Genomic DNA, 18,273 nt, shown 5'->3' with positions numbered 1-18,273 from the left:
AGTGGACGACCTGCAGACATGCGCGCTCGAAGCACGAGGCGTCGGTGCGTCGCTGGGGCAGGCACCTGTTCTGCACGATATTTCGCTGCGGCTTTCGACCGCACGCTGGACCAGCATCGTCGGCCCGAACGGCGCCGGCAAATCGACGTTGCTGCGTGTGCTGGCCGGACTGTTGAAGCATCGCGGCGAAGTAAAGCTATTCGACGAACCGCTCGCCGGAATGACGGGACGCGCGCGCGCGAGGCGCCTCTCGTGGCTGGGCCAGAACGGTGCCGGCGACAGCAGCGCCGACGACCTGATCGTGCAAGACGTCGCGATGCTCGGCCGCCTGCCGCACCAGCGCTGGCTCGCTCCGCCAGGCGATGCCGACCACGCAGCCGTCGAACGCGCGCTGCGCACCACGCAGGCCTGGGACTGGCGTGACCGCCCGCTCGGCCAGCTCTCCGGCGGCGAGCGGCAGCGGGTGTTGCTGGCGCGTGCGCTGGCGGTCGAGGCCGACGTGCTGCTGATGGACGAGCCCCTGGCCAATCTCGATCCGCCGCACCAGGCCGACTGGATTCGCACCGTGCGCGCGCTGGTTTCCGAAGGTCGCACGGTGGTCAGCGTGCTGCACGAGCTGTCGGTGGCGCTGGCTGCCGACGAGATGGTGGTGATGGCGCAGGGGCGGCTGCTGCATCACGGCGCCTGTGCCGATCCGGCGACGCACGCGGCGCTCGAAGCGGTGTTCGACCATCGCGTGCACGTTCGCCGCATCGAAAGCACGCCCGCATCGGGTGCTGCCGGCCAATGGATCGCGCTGCCGCGCTGAATGAACCGAACAACGAAAGCAGACATCATGGAAATCGAAACCCCTCCCAGCGCCAAGCCCTACGACAAGCCGGAGGGCGAGCGGCGCGGATTGCTCATCGTCAACACCGGCGACGGCAAGGGCAAGAGCACGGCTGCTTTCGGGCTTGCGCTGCGCGCCCACGGACGCCATCACGTGCACGGACGCAAGGTGAAGATCTGGCAGTTCATGAAGGTGCCGACGGCGCGCTTCGGCGAACACCGCATGTTCGAGCAGATCGGCATCCCGATCGAAGGGCTGGGCGACGGTTTCAGCTGGAAGAGCCAGGACCTGGAGCGTTCGGGCCAGATCGCGCGCGAGGGCTGGGAGCGCGCGAAGGAATCGATCCTGTCCGGCGAGCATTTCATGGTGGTGCTCGACGAGATCACCTACCCGCTGATCTACGGTTGGCTTCCGCTGGACGACGTGCTCGACACGCTGAAGTCCCGGCCGAAGGATGTGCATGTGGTGCTGACCGGCCGCCGCTGCCCGCCGGAACTGATCGAAATCGCCGACACCGTGACCGAGATGACGCTGGTCAAGCACGCTTTCAAGGCCGGCATTCCGGCGCAGCGCGGCATCGAAGACTGACCTGACGATGCCCGATCACGCCTTCACCGAATCAGAGGCGCAGGCCGTCCACCGCGCCATCCGCGAGCGCCGTGACATGCGCCACTTCGCCGGCGGCGAGGTCGCGCCGGATGTGCTGCGCCGGCTGCTCGACGCCGCGCACCATGCGCCGAGCGTCGGCTTCATGCAGCCGTGGCGCTTCATCCGCATCCGCGACGTCGCCCTGCGCGAACGCCTGCACGGTGCCGTCGAACGGGAGCGTGTGCTGACGGCGCAGGCGCTCGGCGAACGGGAAGACGAGTTCATGCGGCTGAAGGTGGAAGGCGTGCGCGACGCTGCAGAAGTGCTGGCCGTGACGCTGGCCGACGGACGCGAGCGTCATGTGTTCGGTCGCCGCACCATGCCGCACATGGACCTGGCGTCCGCAGCCTGCGCGATCCAGAACCTGTGGCTCGCCGCGCGCGCCGAAGGGCTCGGCATGGGTTGGGTGTCGCTTTTCGATCCGGCTGAAGTGGCATCGATGCTCGCGCTGCCGCAAGGCGCGGAACCCATCGCGCTGCTGTGCCTGGGGCCGGTGCACGATTTCTACGAGGAGCCGATGCTGCAGCGCGAACGCTGGGCGAGGCGGGCGGAACTTTCATCGGTCGTTTTCGACGATCGCTGGGGGCAGGCGTCGGCGCTGTTCGAATCCGCTGCATCACGGGACAGCACTTGACGCCAATCGATATCGCCCTGATCGCCGGCCCAGTGTGGATCGCGCTCGCCGTCGACCGCTGGCTCGGCGAGCCGCCCGTGCGTTGGCATCCTGTGGTGTGGATCGGCAACTACCTCGGCGCGATCGGAAAGCGCATTGCGCCGCTTGCCGCAGCAACGCCGCGCCGCGCATGGCCGTTCGTCGCAGGCGCGTTGGCGTGGTGCGCGGGCGCGGTCGTTGTCGGAGCAGCGGCCTGGGGATTGCAACGGCTCGCGCTCGCTTTGCCCTGGTGGGCCGGCGCGCTGTTGCTGGGTGCGCTGCTCAAGCCGTTGCTCGCCTGGCGCATGTTGCGCGACGAAGTGCTGGCCGTCGAGGCAGCGCTTGCCGTGTCGCTGGATGCCGGTCGCACGCAACTCGCCCGCCTTGTCAGCCGCGACGTGAACCAGCTGAGCCGGGCGGAGGTCCGAGAGAGCGCGATCGAATCGCTCGCCGAAAACCTGAACGACTCGGTGGTCGCGCCGGTCTTCTGGTTCGTGCTGTTTGGCCTGCCGGGCGCAGCGGTCTACCGTTTCGCGAATACGGCGGATGCGATGTGGGGCTACCTCGGCGAGCGAAACGACCGGGACTGGACCTGGGCGGGTAAATGGGCTGCGCGTGCCGACGATGTGCTGTCGTGGATCCCGGCGCGTCTGACTGCATTGCTGCTTTGCCCGGTTCCGTTGCGTCTCCTGGTCGCCGAAGCCCGGCGGACGCCGTCACCGAACAGCGGCTGGCCGATGGCTGCGATGGCGCTGCGGTTGGGGGTGAAGCTGGGCAAGCCGGGCGTTTATGTGCTCAACGCGGCGGGTCGGGATCCGATGAAGGCGGATGTTTTGCGTGCGGCTCGGTTGGGGGAGATTGCTGTTTTGCTGCTGGGTTGTGTGGCGGTTGGGTTTGAGGTGGTTCGGGCTTTTGCTGGTTGAGGGGGTGGGCACGGTCGTTGTGCATCTCTCAAAAGCGCGCACAACAGTCGCGCCACCCCATAGCTCGGTAGGTGAAGCGCTTGGGGCGACCCTTCTGCGCCGCTGAGGAGCGCAGCCTTTCGCGGATCAGGGCCAAAGCTGTCTGAGCGCAGCGAGTTCTTTGGACCCCGCGAAAGGCGAGCACCGCAAGGAAGCCCGAAGGGCCGGCGCAGTGGGGTCGTCCCAAGCGCTTCACCTGCCGGGCGGCCCCCAATAGCGACCATCCTGCCTGCTCAAAGGCTCCACTTAACATCACACCTTGACATACCCAATCGTTTCCGCCCCCGTCGATGAGGTTCCAGTCGCCGACCACGGCGGCCCCGACGCCCAAGGCGCCGCGCCATACGACTTCTCGACCAACGGCAACGCCTGCGGACCCTGCGAAGAAGTCGTCGCCGCATTGCAAGCAGTCGACGCAGCGCACTATCCCGATCCGCACTACACAGCGTTGCGCGAGCGACTCGCAGCATTCCACGGCGTCACGACAGACCGCATCGTCATAGCGGCGAGCGCCAGCGAATTCATCTTCCGGATCACCGCAGCCGTCGCACGCCACGGCGGTCGAACGGTGACGTTGCCGCAGCACAGCTACGGAGACTACAAACGAGCCGCAGATGCCTGGGGCTTCAAGTCGACTGACGAAGAAAACGGCGCATCGCTGGTCTGGCTGTGCGATCCCTCCAGCCCACTCGGCCAAGGCATCGATGCCATCGGCAGCGTCATAGACACACTTCATCCCGATGCGACCTGCGTGCTCGATCTCGCTTACGAACCCATGCGTCTGCAGGGAAGTCTCGGCATCGCTCAACATCAGCGTGACCGCGTATGGCAACTATGGACGCCCAACAAGGCGTTGGGACTGACAGGCGTCCGGGCAGCGTATGCAATAGCACCGCAGATCGACCACACTAACAAGAAAGAGCTACACACCAGTCGGCGCGACATTCTGCGAACGATGACCCAACTCGCACCCTCCTGGCCTCTGGGCGCCCACGGCCTGCTTCTGCTCGAACGCTGGATTCAGCCGGCAATCCAGAACTGGCTGTCCCAAAGTCTGGTGACCCTTCGACGCTGGAAAGTCGATCAGCTTGCAATGTGCCGAGCATTCGGCTGGATGCCGCTACCCAGCACCGCCAACTTCTTCTGCGCACGCGTTCCCGAACCAGCCGACACCGACGCTCTCACGATGCGCCTACGCGCACATGGTATCAAGCTGCGAGATACAACGTCGTTCGGGCTACCCGGCCACTTTCGTCTCGCCGTCGCGAATCCCGTTGCCCAGCGCGCCCTAGAAACCGCGATGCGGAGCGCGCCGCGCTGAGCACCGAAGAATTCAGTCCGCCGAATCCTTCTCTTCGCCCGGCGGCTGTTCCAGCTTCTTGTTGACCACTTCCTTCATCATCTTCTCGCCCTCGACATCTCTGCCGTCGTTCGGCACAGCTTCCTCATTGGTGATCTCCGGTTCCTCGTTCGCGCCGGACCTCGTCTGCTCTGCGGGTGCTGTCATGAAATCGATCTCCTTGAAATTTGAAAAGATGATTTTTCTGTCGCGCCTGCCTCTGCAGGGTTCAGGCGATAGCGCCGACGACCGTCAGCCGATGCCGACAGTGGCGAATCACTCGCGTTGCAGATGCGGATGCTTCGCGAACAGTTCCGCCGCCCAGTCGACAAACGCCCGGACTTTGGCGCTGAGGTGACGGTTCGGTGGATACACCACGTAGACCGGCAGCGGATCGCGTGTCCAGTCCGGCAGTATCCGAACCAGTGAGCCGTCCTCGATGTACGGCTGCGCGATGAAAGTGACCATCTGCGAGATTCCCAGCCCCGCAAGCACTGCATTGGTGTGCGCCGTGGTTTCGTTGACCGCGATCTTGTACGGCATCGTCAGCTCGATTCGTTCGCCGTCCCTGTTGAATTCGTGCGGATACATCCGCCGCGTGCTGCCCGAGAACTGGTTCACCAGCCGGTGTCCCTTGCTCTCCAGATCGTGCGGATGCACCGGCACGCCGTGCCGCTTCAGATAGCCGGGTGCCGCGGTGACGACGAAGGGCAGGTGGCCGATGCGGCGCGCGACCAGCGACTGGTCGGTCACGTCGCCGATACGGATCACGCAGTCGACGTTGTCGGCGACCAGGTCGATCACGCGGTCGCTCACGCCGAGGTCGAGCTGGATGTCCGGGAAGCGGTCGTAGAAGGTCGAAAGTGCAGGAATCAGGACCAGGCTTGCCGTTGCGGAGCCGACGTCGATGCGCAATCGACCTTGCGGCGTGGCCTGCGCGTTGGTCATGCTGGCATCGAGATCGTCGAGATCGACCAGCAACCGCGAAGCGCGCTCGTAATAGGCGGCGCCGTCGGCCGTCACGGTGACGCGGCGGGTGGTGCGGTTGAGCAGCTTCACGCGCACGCGGGCCTCCAGCGCCTGGATCTGCTTGGTCACCGTGCCCTTGGGCAGCGCCAGCGAATCGGCCGCGCGCGTGAAACTGCCGGACTCCACGACCCGGGCGAAGATCCGCATTGCCTGGATCTGGTCCATGAGTTCGGTTCCTCTGCGCTCGTTCTTGTAGGTGCAGCCTTGCGGTGCATGAGAGCAATTCTCACATGGCGACGAACGCGATTGTGATCAGAGTGGAAACAGTGCACTGCACTTGCCTGCGTTCGTCCACCGTCCCGGGCCCGTACATTTACTACACCGCTCCAAGCAGACCCACCATGTCAAACATCTCATTGCTCCGCACAGCCGAAAAAGCCGCCAGCCCGGCAGCCGCTGCTGCGTCGCAGACCGCACTCCATGCGGTCGAGAACGACATCGTGATCGAGCTGCCGGGCCGTGAGCCGGTCAAGGCGCGGACCTACGGTGTCCGGACGGGTCGCGTCCCGGCCGGCACGCCCGCCCAGCCGCTGGTGCTGCATTTTCACGGTGGCAACTTCGCCTGCGGCGACCTGGACGACGGGCGGTGCGTGTCCCGCCTGCTGGTCGAGGCCGGCGCGGCTGTCGTTTCGATGGCTTATCCGCTGGCACCGCTGCATCCGTTTCCGGACGCGATCGAGGTCGGCTACGAAGCGCTCGGCTGGCTCTACAAGCAACGGGCGAAATTCGCCGGCAAGGGCGCGCAGGTCTATCTGGCCGGCGAAGAGGCGGGCGGAAACCTGGCGGCGTCGCTCGCGCTCATTGCACGCGATCGAGCCCATCCGCCGCTTGCCGGGCAGCTGCTCCTGTCGCCGATGCTCGACCCGTGCGTCGGGACCGCGTCGATGCGCGATGCCACGCCCGACAGCGTGGAAGTGACCGAATGCAAGTATTTCAAGGGCTGGAAGGACTACCTCAAGTGCCCACGCGACGCGGAGCATCCGTATGCCGTTCCCGGCTCGGCCCGTCGACTGGCCGACCTTGCGCCGACGCTGGTGCTGACCGGACAGGACGATCCGATGCGCGACGAAGCATTGAGTTACGCCAAGCGGCTTCAAGATGCCGGCATTCCGGTGCGCAGCCAGGTGCTTGCGAGTGCCCAGGGCTGGCCCGAGGCGCTTTCCGATCCCGCTACCGCCGATTCGGCATGTCCATGTTCCGCGTCGGTGCTGCAGCAGTTCCGACTGTTCTTCGAGACAACGCAGCCGCCGCGATAGGCGCCTGACGAAAGCGTCCCGATCCGATTCGGGCGTTTCCTTTTTCGACCTTCGACTCACCGGGCTGCCAGCCGATCAGGCGGCAGCCCGCGCTGCCGCATCGCCTTCATTTTTTGTATTTCCGCATCAAGTCACCGAGGAGTCCACCATGTCCAACAACTTCACCAACCAGCTTTCCGCCGTCGCGCGCCGAAGCGTGTGGCCGACCATCACGGCGCTGACCGCCCTTGCCGCGGTCGCATCCGTGCTGTTCGGGCTTCAGAGCGCCGACGCCAGCGTGCCTGCCGCCGCGCCACCGGCGCCGACCGTGTCCGTCGCTACGGTCGCGCAGACCGAGATCACCGCCTGGGACGAGTTCTCCGGCCGGCTCGAAGCGGTGGAACGGGTCGACGTGCGATCGCGCGTCGCCGGGGCATTGCTGGCGGTGCATTTCAAGGAAGGTTCGCTGGTGAAGAAGGGCGATCTGCTGATCACCATCGATCCGGCGCCGTATTCGGCCGAAGTCGACCGCGCCGAGGCGCAGGTCGCGTCCGCGCAGGCTCGCGCATCGTTCAGCCGCAGCGAGCAGGAACGCTCGCGCCGGCTGTGGGAAGAAAAGGCCATCGCCCAGCGCGAGTACGACGAGCGCGTCAATGCCGGTCGCGAAGCCGAAGCCAGCCTGCGCGCGGCGCAGGCCTCGTTGCAGACGGCGCGCCTCAGCCTCGGCTACACGCAGGTTCGCGCGCCGGTCGCGGGCCGTGTCGGACGGCTCGACGTGACGGTCGGCAATCTGGTGTCGGCCGGGCCCGGCGCACCGGTGCTGACGACGCTGGTGTCGGTCAGCCCGATCTACGCCAGCTTCGATGCCGACGAGCAGATCGTCGGCCGCGCGCTGAAGGACACGGCGACAGCCAACGGTTCCCGCACCGAACTCGACCGCATTCCCGTGCAGATGGGCACCGCGTCGAGCAACGGCACGCCGTTCGAGGGCAAGCTGCAGCTGATCGACAACCAGGTCGATGCACGCAGCGGCACCGTTCGCGTGCGCGCCGCCTTCGACAACAAGGACGGTTCCCTGATTCCCGGTCAGTTCGCCCGCATCCGCATGGGCCAGGCGCACAGCAGCCAGGTCTTCCTGGTGAGCGAGCGTGCCATCGGCACCGACCAGAGCAAGAAGTTCGTGCTGGTCGTCGGCGCCGACAACAAGGCCGAGTACCGCGAAGTCACGCTCGGCGCGCCGGCCAACGGGCTGCGCGTCGTGAGCGCCGGCCTCAAGACCGGCGAGCGCGTGATCGTCAACGGCCTGCAGCATGTGCGCCCCGGTTCTGCGGTGACACCGCAGCCGGTGCCGATGGAAGCGAAGGCGCCCACCGCCGCGCCGGCCCCGGCAAAGCTCGCCTCCAACTCCTGATCTGCTGACCGAGAGTCACCATGAACTTTTCCAAATTCTTCATCGACCGGCCGATCTTCGCCGGCGTCCTGTCGGTGCTGATGCTCATCGCCGGACTCGTCGCCTTGCGCAGTCTGCCGATCTCCGAGTACCCGGAAGTCGCACCGCCCTCGGTCGTCGTCCGCGCGCAATATCCCGGTGCGAATCCGAAGGTGATCGCGGAAACCGTCGCAACGCCGATCGAGGAACAGATCAACGGCGTCGAAGGCATGCTCTACATGGGCAGCCAGGCGACCACCGACGGCGTCATGACGCTGACCGTCACCTTCAAGCTCGGCACCGATCCGGACAAGGCGCAGCAATTGGTGCAGAACCGCGTCGCGCAGGCCGAACCGCGCCTGCCGGAGGAAGTGCGCCGGCTCGGCATCACGACCATCAAGAGCGCGCCCGACCTGACGATGGTCGTGCACATGGTTTCGCCCAACGGCCGCTACGACATCAACTACCTGCGCAACTACGCGGTGCTGAACGTCAAGGACCGGCTGGCGCGCATCGGCGGCGTGGGTCAGGTGCAGATCTTCGGCGGTGGCGACTATGCGATGCGCGTCTGGCTCGATCCGCAGAAGGTCGCGCAGCGCGGGCTTTCGGCGAGCGACGTGGTGGCAGCGATCCGCGGCCAGAACATCCAGGCCGCCGCCGGCGTGGTCGGCGCTTCGCCGGGGCTCAACGGCGTCGACATGCAGCTGTCGATCAACGCGCAGGGCCGCCTGCAGAGCGAAGAAGAGTTCGGCGACATCATCGTCAAGACCGGCACCGATGGCAGCGGCACGCAGGTCACGCGGCTGCGCGACATCGGCCGGCTCGAAATGGGCGCGGCCGACTATTCGTTGCGCTCGCTGCTTAACAACGATGCAGCCGTCGGCATGGGCGTGTTCCAGTCGCCGGGCTCGAATTCGCTCGACATCTCGCGCGACGTCCGCGCGACGATGGACGACCTCGCCAAGAGCATGCCCGAGGGCGTCGAGTACCGCATCGCCTACGACCCGACGCAGTTCGTGCGGGCGTCGATCGAATCCGTGATCCACACACTGCTCGAAGCCATCGCGCTGGTGGTGCTGGTCGTGATCCTGTTCCTGCAGACATGGCGCGCATCGATCATTCCTTTGCTGGCGGTGCCGGTGTCGGTGGTTGGAACGTTCGCGGTGCTGCACGTGCTGGGCTTCTCGATCAACGCGCTCTCGCTGTTCGGGCTGGTGCTGGCGATCGGCATCGTGGTGGACGACGCCATCGTGGTGGTGGAAAACGTCGAGCGGAACATCGAATCCGGCCTGTCGCCGCGCGAAGCGACGTACAAGGCGATGCGCGAAGTGTCGGGGCCGATCGTGGCCATTGCGCTGGTGCTGGTCGCGGTGTTCGTGCCGCTGGCTTTCATCAGCGGGCTGACCGGGCAGTTCTACAAGCAGTTCGCGGTCACCATCGCGATCTCGACGGTGATATCGGCGATCAATTCGCTGACGCTGTCGCCCGCGCTCGCCGCCTTGCTGCTGCGCGGCCACGACCAGCCGAAGGATGCGCTCACGCGCGGCATGGACAAGGCATTCGGCTGGCTTTTCCGCGGCTTCAACAAGCTGTTCCATCGCGGTTCCGAGGCCTACAGCGGCGGCGTCAAGAACGTGATCTCGCGCAAGACGCTGATGCTGGTGATCTACCTCGCGCTGGTCGGCGTCACATTCGGTCTCTTCAAGGTCGTGCCGGGCGGTTTCGTTCCCGCGCAGGACAAGCAGTACCTGATCGGCTTCGCGCAACTGCCGGATGGCGCCACGCTCGACCGTACCGAAGACGTGATCCATCGCATGGGCGAGCTCGTCAAGAAAAACCCGAACGTGGAAGACGCGATCGCGTTCCCCGGCCTGTCGATCAACGGCTTCACCAACAGCTCGAATTCGGGTGTGGTTTTCGTCACGCTCAAGCCGTTTGCCGAGCGCAAGAAGAAAGACCAGAGCGGCGGTGCCGTCGCGGGTCAGCTGAACCAGGCCTTCGGCACCATCCAGGATGCGTTCATCGTGATGTTCCCGCCGCCGCCGGTGGCCGGGCTCGGTACGACGGGCGGCTTCAAGCTGCAGCTGGAAGACCGCGCCTCGCTCGGCTACGACCAGATGGATGCGGCGGTCAAGGCCTTCATGGGCAAGGCGCGCCAGTCGCCCGAGCTCGCCGGCATGTTCACCAGCTGGCAGGTCAACGTGCCGCAGCTCTACGCCGACATCGACCGCACCAAGGCGCGCCAGCTCGGCGTACCGGTGACCGACATCTTCGAGACGATGCAGATTTATCTCGGCAGCCTGTATGCAAACGATTTCAACAAGTTCGGTCGCACTTACAGTGTGCGCGTTCAGGCCGATGCGCCTTACCGTGCCCGCGCCGAAGACGTCGGACTGCTCAAGGTGCGTTCGACGACCGGCGAGATGGTGCCGCTGTCGGCGCTGATGAAGGTCAACGCGAGCTTCGGACCGGAGCGCGCCATGCGCTACAACGGCTATCTCTCCGCCGACATCAATGGCGGCCCGGCTCCCGGCGTGTCATCTGGCCAGGCGCAAGATGCAATCGAACGCATCGCCGCAGAGACGCTGCCCAAGGGCATCAGTTACGAATGGACCGAGCTGACGTACCAGGAAATTTTGGCCGGCAATTCCGCGTTCCTCGTCTTCCCGCTGGCGATCCTGCTGGTGTTCCTGGTGCTGGCTGCACAGTACGAGAGCCTGACGCTTCCGCTGTCGATCATTCTGATCGTGCCGATGGGCCTGCTCGCCGCGATGACCGGCGTATGGATATCGGGAGGTGACAACAACGTCTTCACGCAGATCGGGCTGATCGTTCTGGTCGGGCTGAGCGCGAAGAACGCGATCCTGATTGTCGAATTCGCCCGCGAGCTGGAGTTCGCCGGTCGCACGCCGGTGCAGGCCGCCATCGAAGCCAGCCGCTTGCGTCTGCGCCCGATCCTGATGACCTCGCTGGCTTTCGTGATGGGTGTGCTGCCGCTGGTGCTTTCGACCGGCGCCGGCGCGGAGATGCGCAGCGCGATGGGTGTGGCGGTGTTCTCCGGAATGATCGGCGTGACGGCCTTCGGCCTGTTCCTGACGCCGGTGTTCTATGTGGCGCTGCGCAAGCTGGCCGGCAACAAGCCGCTGAAGCAGCATGGGGAGGTGCCGCATGACGTGGAGGCATTCGCACCGCCGGGCGATCTGTCGAATCAAGGAATCTGATCATGAACATGGTGAATTTCTCTTCGGCCCGGACGCTGCGCGCGGCCTGGCTTCCCCTGGTGGCTGCGCTCGTGCTGGCCGGTTGCGCGTCGACGGCATCGGTCGCGCCGGAAACCGAGACACCCCGGCAATTCAAGGAACTGACGACCGCGCAGGCCGGCCGCACCGCTGCGCCGGTACAGGTCGCCGGCGACTGGTGGCGCGCGTTCAACGATCCGGCGCTCGATGCGCTGGTCGAGCGCGCGGCTGCGCGCAACACCGACATCCGGCAGGCGGCGGCGCGATTGGCCGAGGCGCGCGCCTTGGCCCGTACGGTGGATGCCAACCGTTCCGTTCAGGCAGGCGTCGGCGCCGGTGCGAACCGCGCGGCCGGCATCGACCGGACCAACGACGGCCGGCCCGGCACGCTGCTGAACGCCGGTGCCAATGTGTCGTATGAGCTCGACCTGTTCGGCCGGCTTTCAGGCGCGAGCAACGCCGCCGCGCTGGACGCTGCTTCGCGCGAGGCGCTGCTGCAAAGTGCCCGGCTGATCGTTCAGGCCGAGGTCGCGCAGCGCTATCTCCAGCTGCGCGCCATCGATGCCGAGAGTGAACTAATGCGCGAGACCGTTGTCGCCTATCGCGGCACGCTCGATCTCACCGAACGCCGCGAACGCGCGGGCGACCTGGCCGAACTCGACGTCGCCCGCGTGCAGACCGAACTGGCTTCGACCGAGTCGGATGCGCTTGCGCTCGACCGTCAGCGCGCACTGATCGAACATGCGCTCGCCGTCCTGACCGGCGATGCTGCATCGGACTTCACCCTCGCAGCCGGCGAATGGACAACCGCATTGCCGTCGATCCCTGCGGGTGTGCCCTCGACTGTGCTGGCTCGCCGGCCCGATGTGGCGGCGGCGCAGAAGACAGTGATGGCTGCGCAGGCCCGCGTCGGCATTGCGCAGACGGCCTGGTTTCCGAGCATCTCGCTCACCGGCGCGGGCGGTTTCGCTTCGCCGGACCTCGGCGATCTGTTCAAGTGGTCGGCACGCTCGTGGGGCATCGGCGCGCTGCTGTCGCTGCCGCTGCTGGACGGCGGTCGCCGCGAGGCCGGCGTGCAGAGCGCTTCGGCTCAGTTGGATGGCGCCTTGGCAAACTACCGCGATCAGGTGCTGGTGGCGTTCAGGGAGGTGGAAGACGAACTTTCGTCGTTGCGCCTTCTCGACCAGCAATCGTCGGTTCAGGCAAAAGCCGTGACTTCGGCCCGGCGCGCGACGGCACTTTCGGACGTGCGCTACCGCAACGGGATGGTCAGCCAGCTCGATCTGCTGGACGCGCGCCGCAGCGAACTGCGCAACCGGCGGCAGGCGCTGCAGGTGCGGTCTGCGCAGTACCAGTCGACGGTCGGGCTGATTCGCGCACTCGGTGGCGGTTGGTCGATCTAGGCGCCATGGAACGCTTTGCTGTTGGCTGCATCTGTAGGAGGAGCGGGAGGCGACGCAGCGTTGCCCGCGCTCCTGGAAAGCAGACGACGAAGTTCCGCCATGCCGAGAACAAGTGCATTCCAGTAGACGTTCTGCGGCTCGGCTGCGGTGCGATAAGGGCGGTAATACAGCGCCTCCGGCAGCTCGAAATGCTGTCCGTGTTCGGCGGACAGGATCACCCAGAAGAACTGGCCGGTGGGCCGTTCGTCGACTCGCAAAGCCAGCTCCGGGCGTTCTGAAGGGTGTTGTGTATCGCGCATATGTAGAACTAAAGTATGTTGCCTGCGAGGCGAAAATCTTGCGGTGCCTCCATTGCGCGGGGTAGCGATTTGCGACTTTTTACTGTAGTCCGGCGATTACCTTCGGAAATCGGTCAGGGACAATGGTCGAAATGAGCGAAAAAAACGGGAAGAACGACAAGGACGGTTCGGCGTCGACCGGCCATAACAGCGCCGCGCTTGCCCGCTGCGTCATGGTTCTCGGAACGACGAGTGGCGCCGGAAAGAGCTGGCTGGCGACTGCGCTGTGCCGCTACTACGCCCGCCAGGGCTTCAGGGTCGCGCCGTTCAAGGCCCAGAACATGAGCAACAACGCGCGCGTCGTTGCCGGCGGAGAAATCGGCAGCGCGCAGTATTTCCAGGCTCTGGCTGCGCGCGCCGTGCCCGACGTGCGCATGAATCCGCTGCTTCTCAAACCGGAGCGCGACACCCACAGCCAGGTCGTGCTGATGGGAAAAGTCAGCGCGGAGCTGACGGCGTTGCCGTGGCGCGGACGCAGCGAGCGGGTGTGGCCGCAGATCGCGCAGTCGCTCGACGCGCTGCGCGCGGAGAACGATGTCGTCGTGATCGAAGGCGCCGGTTCGCCGGCCGAAATCAACCTGATGGCCAGCGATATCGTCAACCTTCGCGTGGCGCGGCATGCGGGCGCGCATTGCCTGCTGGTGACCGACATCGACCGCGGCGGCGCGTTCGCGCATCTCTACGGCACCTGGGCGTTGATGCCGGAGGCCGACCGGGCGCTTCTGCATGGGTTCGTCCTGAACCGGTTTCGCGGCGACGCATCGCTGCTTTCGCCGGCGCCGGAGCAACTGGAGGCGCTCACCGGCGTGCCCACCGTGGCGACGTTGCCGATGTGGTGGCAGCACGGTCTGCCGGAGGAAGACGGCGTCTTCGACGACCGCTCGCCCCCATCCCAACCTTCCCCCGGGGGGGGAAGGAGCAAGACCATCGCGGTCATTGCCTATCCGCGCATCAGCAACCTCGACGAGTTCCAACCGCTGAAGAACCTGCCTGGCGTGCGTCTACGCTGGGTGCGCAATCCTGCGGACCTCGTCGATGCCGACTGGATCGTGCTGCCCGGGTCCAAGCACACCAGCGGCGACCTGGCCTGGCTGCGCGAGCAGGGCCTGGACCGCGCGGTAGCTGCGCACGCGGCGCGGGGCGGACAGGTGCTGGGCATCTGCGGCGGCCTGCAGATGCTTGGCGAAGCGCTGATCGATCCGCACGGCATCGACGGCAACGCGCCCGGGCTCGGCCTGCTGCCGCTGGTCACCGTGTTTGCCGAGGACAAGACGGTCTGCCATCGGCGGGCCACTTTCGGTGCGATGCGTGGTGCCTGGACGGCGCTGACCGGTGTCGCCGTCGGCGGCTATGAAATTCATCACGGCCAGACCGCCGCGCATGCCGCCATGGCTGAAGCCGGAGACCGACCGCATGCCGTCATGCCCGACGGCCTGGCTTGGCAGAACGAGGCAGGAAACGTGCTCGGTCTCTACCTGCACGGGATGTTCGAGGACGCAGGCGTGCTGAGAGCGCTCTTCGGTGCAGAGGCGCCGACGCTCGATGCCGTGTTCGACGGCCTGGCCGATTTCATCGACAACCATTTCTCGCCCGGCGTACTCGATGCGCTCGTGGCATCGGACCCCAAATGATGAACATTCCTGCCGTCGAAGACATCGCTGACGCAGCGCTGGACGCGCGCATCCAGGCCGCGCTTGACAACAAGACCAAGCCGCTTGGCGCGCTGGGCCGCATCGAATCGCTCGCGCTGCGAATCGGCGGCATCCTCGGCACCGAAGCGCCGGTACTGGAGTCTCCACAGATGCTGGTCTGCGCCGCCGACCACGGTCTGGCGGCACGCGGCGTATCGGCGTTCCCGAGCGACGTGACCTGGCAGATGGTCGAGAACTTTCTCTCCGGCGGCGCCGCCGTGAGCGTGCTCGCGCGGCAGCACGGGCTCGCGCTGACGGTGGTCGATTGCGGCGTGCGACGCGACTTCGCGCCATGCGAACGCCTCGTCGTCCGCAAGATCGCGCACGGTACGGCCGACGCATCGACCGCACGGGCCATGACCGCCGACCAGTGCGCCGAAGCTGTCGGCAACGGCATCGCGCTGGTGCGGTCGCTGCCCGGCAACGCGCTGCTGCTTGGGGAAATGGGCATCGGCAACACATCCTCCGCGTCGATGCTGTTGTCGCGGCTCTGCGGCATCGACATCGATCTGTGCACCGGCATCGGCACGGGCCTCGATGTCGACGGCCGCATCCGGAAGATCGCCGTGCTGCGCGAAGTGCTGAAGCTGCATGCCGAAGCGAAGGAACCGCTCGATGCGCTGGCTGCATTCGGCGGTTTCGAAATCGCCACGCTGGTCGGCGCGGTGTTGCAGGCCGCGCAGGAGCGGCGCGTGATCGTCGTCGACGGCTTCATCGCCAGCGCCGCGGTGCTGGTAGCGCAGGCGCTGCAGCCGAATGTCGTGCAGCGCTGCATTGCCGCGCATGCGTCGGCCGAACCTGGGCATCTGCTGCTTCTGGAGCGCCTCGGGCTGGAACCGCTGCTGCAACTCGGTCTGCGCCTCGGCGAAGGCTCGGGCGCCGCGCTTGCCTGGCCGTTGCTCGAATCGGCCTGCCTGATCCTGCGCGAGATGGCGAGCTTCGAGGCTGCAGGCGTGTCCAGGAAGGGCGCCGAGTGAGTACGGCGGTACGCCACTTCCTGCTGGCGCTCCAGTTCTTCACGCGGATTCCCGTCACGGGGCGGATTGCGGTATGGGTCGGCTACAGCCCGGCGATGTTGCGTGCGAGCGCGGCGTTCTTCCCGGCTGTCGGCTGGGTGGTGGGCGCGGTCGGCGCGTCGGCGATGGCCGGCGCGCTGATGCTGTGGCCGCCGCTGGTCGCCGCCATCCTGTGCACCGCCGTGACTGTGATGCTGACCGGTGCATTTCATGAAGATGGTCTCGCGGATGTGGTCGACGGCCTGGGCGGATCGGCGAACCGCGAGCGCGCCATGGAAATAATGAGGGATTCGCGTATCGGCGCTTTCGGCGCGATTGCACTGGTGCTTGCCTTGGGACTCAAGGTGGCGCTGCTGGCGACGCTGGTCGACACGGAAACCTATTCCGGGGCGGACGACGGCGCATGGCTGGCTTGTACGGCGGTGCTGGCTGCGCATGTGCTGTCGCGCCTCGCGCCGCTCTTGGTCATGCGCTGGTTGCCTTACGTGGGCGGCGAGGGCGGCAAGGCCAAGCCGATGGCCGACGCCGTCAGCGGGGCGTCGTTGGCGGTAGCGTCGGCATGGTCGCTGCCGGCGCTGGCGCTGCTGTCGGTCGTTTTCGGGCCTGAACAGGCGCTTCTAGCACTGGGCGCGGCGGCGCTGGCGACGCTCTCGATGGGGCGGCTGTTGCGGCGCCGTCTCGGCGGCTTCACCGGCGACGGGCTCGGTGCCACGCAGCAGTTGAGCGAGCTCGCGGTCTACCTGGCGCTGGCAGCGATCTGGTGAGCACGCTCTGGTTGCTGCGGCATGCGCCGGTGCTGGCTTCGCCCGGCCTCTGCTACGGCCGGACCGATCTGGCTTGCGCCGACGAGGCGACGCGGTCCGTCGCGGAAGCGGTTGCGCCGCTGATTCCTGCCGGCATCGACATCTTCAGTTCGCCGCTGCGGCGGTGTGCCGTGCTGGCGAAGGCGGTCGCCTCGTTGCGTCCCGATCTGCCAGCCGCGCGTTGCGATCCACGGCTGGCCGAGATGGATTTCGGAAACTGGGAAGGCAGGCACTGGGCCGAGATCGATCGTGCCGAGTTCGACGCCTGGATGAGTGATTTTGCGGATGGCCGTGTGGGTGGCAACGGCGAAAGCACGCGGCAATTCATGGCGCGCGTCGGCGCTGGGTGGGACGAATGGCGCGTGTCGGCGCGCGATGCGCTCTGGGTGACGCACGCGGGGGTGATTCGGGCGGTGACGTTGCTTCAATCGGGCGTTCGGTGTCCTTCGAATGCGGCAGCGTGGCCAAGCTTTGCAATCGGATTTGGGGAGTTGACCCAGGTCGAATTCCGGAATGCAGGTCGTTCGACATAGCCGAAGAGCTATTAAATTACGCTGAAAGAGCTACTGCAGATTTGTTGCCGCTCAGATATAAGCAATTGACGCTGCAGCATGGTGCTGGCGGAAGACGATTCAAGGCAAGCATGAAATTTCTATTCTCCAGGCTTTTCCTCGTTTTCGCCTGCTTGATGACGTCGGCAAGCATGACCAGCGCAGCTTTGGCCGTCATCAAGATCCAGTCTCTGATCGACGGCGGGGCCCCGCGTCTGTCTTCGGAGGATGCGCATTCCTTATTGCCGGTTGGCGCCACGATCGAAACCATCGCGGTAAGCACCGGAAATACGCGCGACTGGGTCAACGCGGCCGATGGCACCTTTGTCGCGACATCCCACGGCGCTGGTGGCGTGTCCACAGGAACAGGTAAATGGAGGATCTCAAACGACGGCCTGTACTGCGTCGAAATCCTTTGGAAAAAGTCCGAAGAGAATTGGTGTCGCGCGATCTATAGATTTGACGAAGCGTACTACCTCGCTCCCAAGAATCTCGCGAATAACGCAGATAAAAGCTATGGCCAATTGCGTGTTGTCCCGAATGCGGGGGTTGTGCCATCGACAGCGTTGACGGCGAATGCAATCGATTCCTCTACGGTGCTTTCTCCTGGGCAGGCGAGAGACGTGAAGATGATCTACATGGGCGGCAACGATTGCCCGCCGTGCGTTTCATGGCGTGGGCTCGAATTGCCAAAGCTCGAGAAAATGAAGATATACATGGATTTCGAATTCATCCATGTCGTGAAAACCGTTGTTTCACCGGTTCCGAGTTCGATGTTCCTGCCAGACAAGGTCAAGCCGCTAAAGACTGCGCTGGACGAAGCAGGCGCAGGTAATCGCGGCTCCTCCCAGACGGCAATCGTCGTGGATGGAAAGATATTCGATTACTACTTCGGCTACAGGTCGGCCCAGGAAATAGAGGAGCGAATTCGAGCGATCAAGGATGGCGGTACCTATCCGTTCGAGCGCTGCGTCAAACTCGTGAAGGGAAATGCAGCGCAATGCGCTGTGAAGGGATAGGGACCTGGCTGAGCTGCAATGCCGACACGGTCGCGTCACACACCGCTGCCAGCATCCGGCGGGCTCCAATCACAACTCCAACAGGCTCCT

The 18,273-nt window shown here is 65.5% G+C and carries 17 protein-coding genes; 14 read left to right on the top strand and 3 right to left on the bottom strand.

Annotated features, from left to right (window positions below; translation table 11 throughout):
* The first annotated feature begins 10 nt into the window (after positions 1–10).
* The 5 genes from ACSFA3_RS03440 (at position 11) to ACSFA3_RS03420 (ending at position 4,412) form a co-directional block, all read left to right on the top strand.
* A complete protein-coding gene (locus ACSFA3_RS03440) occupies positions 11–808 on the top strand; it encodes an ABC transporter ATP-binding protein (protein WP_435504950.1) in 798 nt (265 codons plus the stop codon).
* A 27-nt stretch (positions 809–835) separates the two neighbouring features.
* Complete coding sequence (gene cobO / locus ACSFA3_RS03435) at positions 836–1,417, top strand: cob(I)yrinic acid a,c-diamide adenosyltransferase (RefSeq protein WP_435503988.1); 582 nt, start codon at positions 836–838, stop codon at positions 1,415–1,417.
* Between the two features lie 7 nt (positions 1,418–1,424).
* The gene (bluB, locus tag ACSFA3_RS03430) at positions 1,425–2,111 is read left to right on the top strand and encodes a 5,6-dimethylbenzimidazole synthase (RefSeq protein WP_435503987.1); all 687 of its coding nucleotides are present in this window, start codon (positions 1,425–1,427) and stop codon (positions 2,109–2,111) included.
* Positions 2,108–3,052, top strand: a complete 945-nt coding sequence (gene cbiB, locus ACSFA3_RS03425; protein ID WP_435503986.1) for an adenosylcobinamide-phosphate synthase CbiB — start codon at positions 2,108–2,110, stop codon at positions 3,050–3,052. The genes bluB and cbiB overlap by 4 nt, the downstream gene beginning before the upstream one ends.
* Before the next feature lie 298 nt (positions 3,053–3,350).
* Positions 3,351–4,412, top strand: a complete 1,062-nt coding sequence (locus tag ACSFA3_RS03420; RefSeq protein ID WP_435503985.1) for an aminotransferase class I/II-fold pyridoxal phosphate-dependent enzyme — start codon at positions 3,351–3,353, stop codon at positions 4,410–4,412.
* A 12-nt stretch (positions 4,413–4,424) separates the two neighbouring features.
* On the opposite strand, the gene ACSFA3_RS03415 is transcribed toward ACSFA3_RS03420, so the two are convergent.
* Both ACSFA3_RS03415 and ACSFA3_RS03410 read right to left on the bottom strand, forming a co-directional pair.
* The gene (locus ACSFA3_RS03415) at positions 4,425–4,598 is read right to left on the bottom strand and encodes a hypothetical protein (protein ID WP_435503984.1); all 174 of its coding nucleotides are present in this window, start codon (positions 4,596–4,598) and stop codon (positions 4,425–4,427) included.
* Between the two features lie 108 nt (positions 4,599–4,706).
* Positions 4,707–5,624, bottom strand: a complete 918-nt coding sequence (locus tag ACSFA3_RS03410; RefSeq protein ID WP_435503983.1) for a LysR family transcriptional regulator — start codon at positions 5,622–5,624, stop codon at positions 4,707–4,709.
* A 176-nt stretch (positions 5,625–5,800) separates the two neighbouring features.
* Here ACSFA3_RS03410 and ACSFA3_RS03405 point away from each other — a divergent pair, with 176 nt between their 5' ends.
* The 4 genes from ACSFA3_RS03405 (at position 5,801) to ACSFA3_RS03390 (ending at position 12,765) form a co-directional block, all read left to right on the top strand.
* A complete protein-coding gene (locus tag ACSFA3_RS03405; RefSeq protein WP_435503982.1) occupies positions 5,801–6,715 on the top strand; it encodes an alpha/beta hydrolase in 915 nt (304 codons plus the stop codon).
* 148 nt (positions 6,716–6,863) lie between these two features.
* On the top strand, positions 6,864–8,105 hold the full coding sequence (locus ACSFA3_RS03400; protein ID WP_435503981.1) for an efflux RND transporter periplasmic adaptor subunit: 1,242 nt from the start codon (positions 6,864–6,866) through the stop codon (positions 8,103–8,105).
* Between the two features lie 20 nt (positions 8,106–8,125).
* The gene (locus ACSFA3_RS03395) at positions 8,126–11,344 is read left to right on the top strand and encodes an efflux RND transporter permease subunit (RefSeq protein WP_435503980.1); all 3,219 of its coding nucleotides are present in this window, start codon (positions 8,126–8,128) and stop codon (positions 11,342–11,344) included.
* Positions 11,345–11,346: 2 nt separating this feature from the next.
* Positions 11,347–12,765 carry an efflux transporter outer membrane subunit gene (locus ACSFA3_RS03390; RefSeq protein ID WP_435503979.1) on the top strand — a complete coding sequence of 473 codons (1,419 nt, stop codon included), beginning with the start codon at positions 11,347–11,349 and terminating at the stop codon, positions 12,763–12,765.
* Here the strand turns inward: ACSFA3_RS03390 and ACSFA3_RS03385 are convergent.
* Complete coding sequence (locus tag ACSFA3_RS03385; RefSeq protein ID WP_435503978.1) at positions 12,762–13,022, bottom strand: hypothetical protein; 261 nt, start codon at positions 13,020–13,022, stop codon at positions 12,762–12,764. The genes ACSFA3_RS03390 and ACSFA3_RS03385 overlap by 4 nt on opposite strands.
* Positions 13,023–13,276: 254 nt before the next feature.
* Here ACSFA3_RS03385 and ACSFA3_RS03380 point away from each other — a divergent pair, with 254 nt between their 5' ends.
* The 5 genes from ACSFA3_RS03380 (at position 13,277) to ACSFA3_RS03360 (ending at position 18,183) form a co-directional block, all read left to right on the top strand.
* Positions 13,277–14,734: a cobyric acid synthase gene (locus ACSFA3_RS03380; protein ID WP_435504949.1), complete on the top strand. Its 1,458-nt coding sequence runs from the start codon at positions 13,277–13,279 to the stop codon at positions 14,732–14,734.
* Positions 14,734–15,771 (top strand): nicotinate-nucleotide--dimethylbenzimidazole phosphoribosyltransferase, encoded by a 1,038-nt coding sequence (cobT, locus tag ACSFA3_RS03375; protein ID WP_435503977.1) that lies wholly within the window; start codon positions 14,734–14,736, stop codon positions 15,769–15,771. Before ACSFA3_RS03380 ends, cobT begins: the two co-directional genes overlap by 1 nt.
* On the top strand, positions 15,768–16,574 hold the full coding sequence (cobS, locus tag ACSFA3_RS03370; protein WP_435503976.1) for an adenosylcobinamide-GDP ribazoletransferase: 807 nt from the start codon (positions 15,768–15,770) through the stop codon (positions 16,572–16,574). Before cobT ends, cobS begins: the two co-directional genes overlap by 4 nt.
* On the top strand, positions 16,571–17,146 hold the full coding sequence (locus ACSFA3_RS03365) for a histidine phosphatase family protein (protein WP_435503975.1): 576 nt from the start codon (positions 16,571–16,573) through the stop codon (positions 17,144–17,146). The genes cobS and ACSFA3_RS03365 overlap by 4 nt, the downstream gene beginning before the upstream one ends.
* Before the next feature lie 110 nt (positions 17,147–17,256).
* The gene (locus ACSFA3_RS03360) at positions 17,257–18,183 is read left to right on the top strand and encodes a DUF995 domain-containing protein (RefSeq protein ID WP_435503974.1); all 927 of its coding nucleotides are present in this window, start codon (positions 17,257–17,259) and stop codon (positions 18,181–18,183) included.
* The last annotated feature ends 90 nt before the right edge of the window (positions 18,184–18,273 follow it).

This window comes from Variovorax glucosi (assembly GCF_051216695.1).
Lineage (GTDB): Bacteria > Pseudomonadota > Gammaproteobacteria > Burkholderiales > Burkholderiaceae_C > Variovorax.
The sequence above is the reverse complement of the archived record's forward strand: the minus strand, read 5'-3'. Positions and strand labels throughout refer to the sequence as shown.

Bases quoted from the DNA above. Each gene is read 5' to 3' on its own strand.
- ACSFA3_RS03410 (WP_435503983.1), bottom strand. From the start codon at position 5,624: ATGGACCAGATCCAGGCAATGCGGATCTTCGCCCGGGTCGTGGAGTCC.
- ACSFA3_RS03415 (WP_435503984.1), bottom strand. From the start codon at position 4,598: ATGACAGCACCCGCAGAGCAGACGAGGTCCGGCGCGAACGAGGAACCG.
- ACSFA3_RS03380 (WP_435504949.1), top strand. From the start codon at position 13,277: ATGGTTCTCGGAACGACGAGTGGCGCCGGAAAGAGCTGGCTGGCGACT.
- cobT (WP_435503977.1), top strand. From the start codon at position 14,734: ATGAACATTCCTGCCGTCGAAGACATCGCTGACGCAGCGCTGGACGCG.
- ACSFA3_RS03395 (WP_435503980.1), top strand. From the start codon at position 8,126: ATGAACTTTTCCAAATTCTTCATCGACCGGCCGATCTTCGCCGGCGTC.
- ACSFA3_RS03400 (WP_435503981.1), top strand. From the start codon at position 6,864: ATGTCCAACAACTTCACCAACCAGCTTTCCGCCGTCGCGCGCCGAAGC.
- cobO (WP_435503988.1), top strand. From the start codon at position 836: ATGGAAATCGAAACCCCTCCCAGCGCCAAGCCCTACGACAAGCCGGAG.
- ACSFA3_RS03360 (WP_435503974.1), top strand. From the start codon at position 17,257: ATGAAATTTCTATTCTCCAGGCTTTTCCTCGTTTTCGCCTGCTTGATG.
- ACSFA3_RS03405 (WP_435503982.1), top strand. From the start codon at position 5,801: ATGTCAAACATCTCATTGCTCCGCACAGCCGAAAAAGCCGCCAGCCCG.
- bluB (WP_435503987.1), top strand. From the start codon at position 1,425: ATGCCCGATCACGCCTTCACCGAATCAGAGGCGCAGGCCGTCCACCGC.
- ACSFA3_RS03390 (WP_435503979.1), top strand. From the start codon at position 11,347: ATGAACATGGTGAATTTCTCTTCGGCCCGGACGCTGCGCGCGGCCTGG.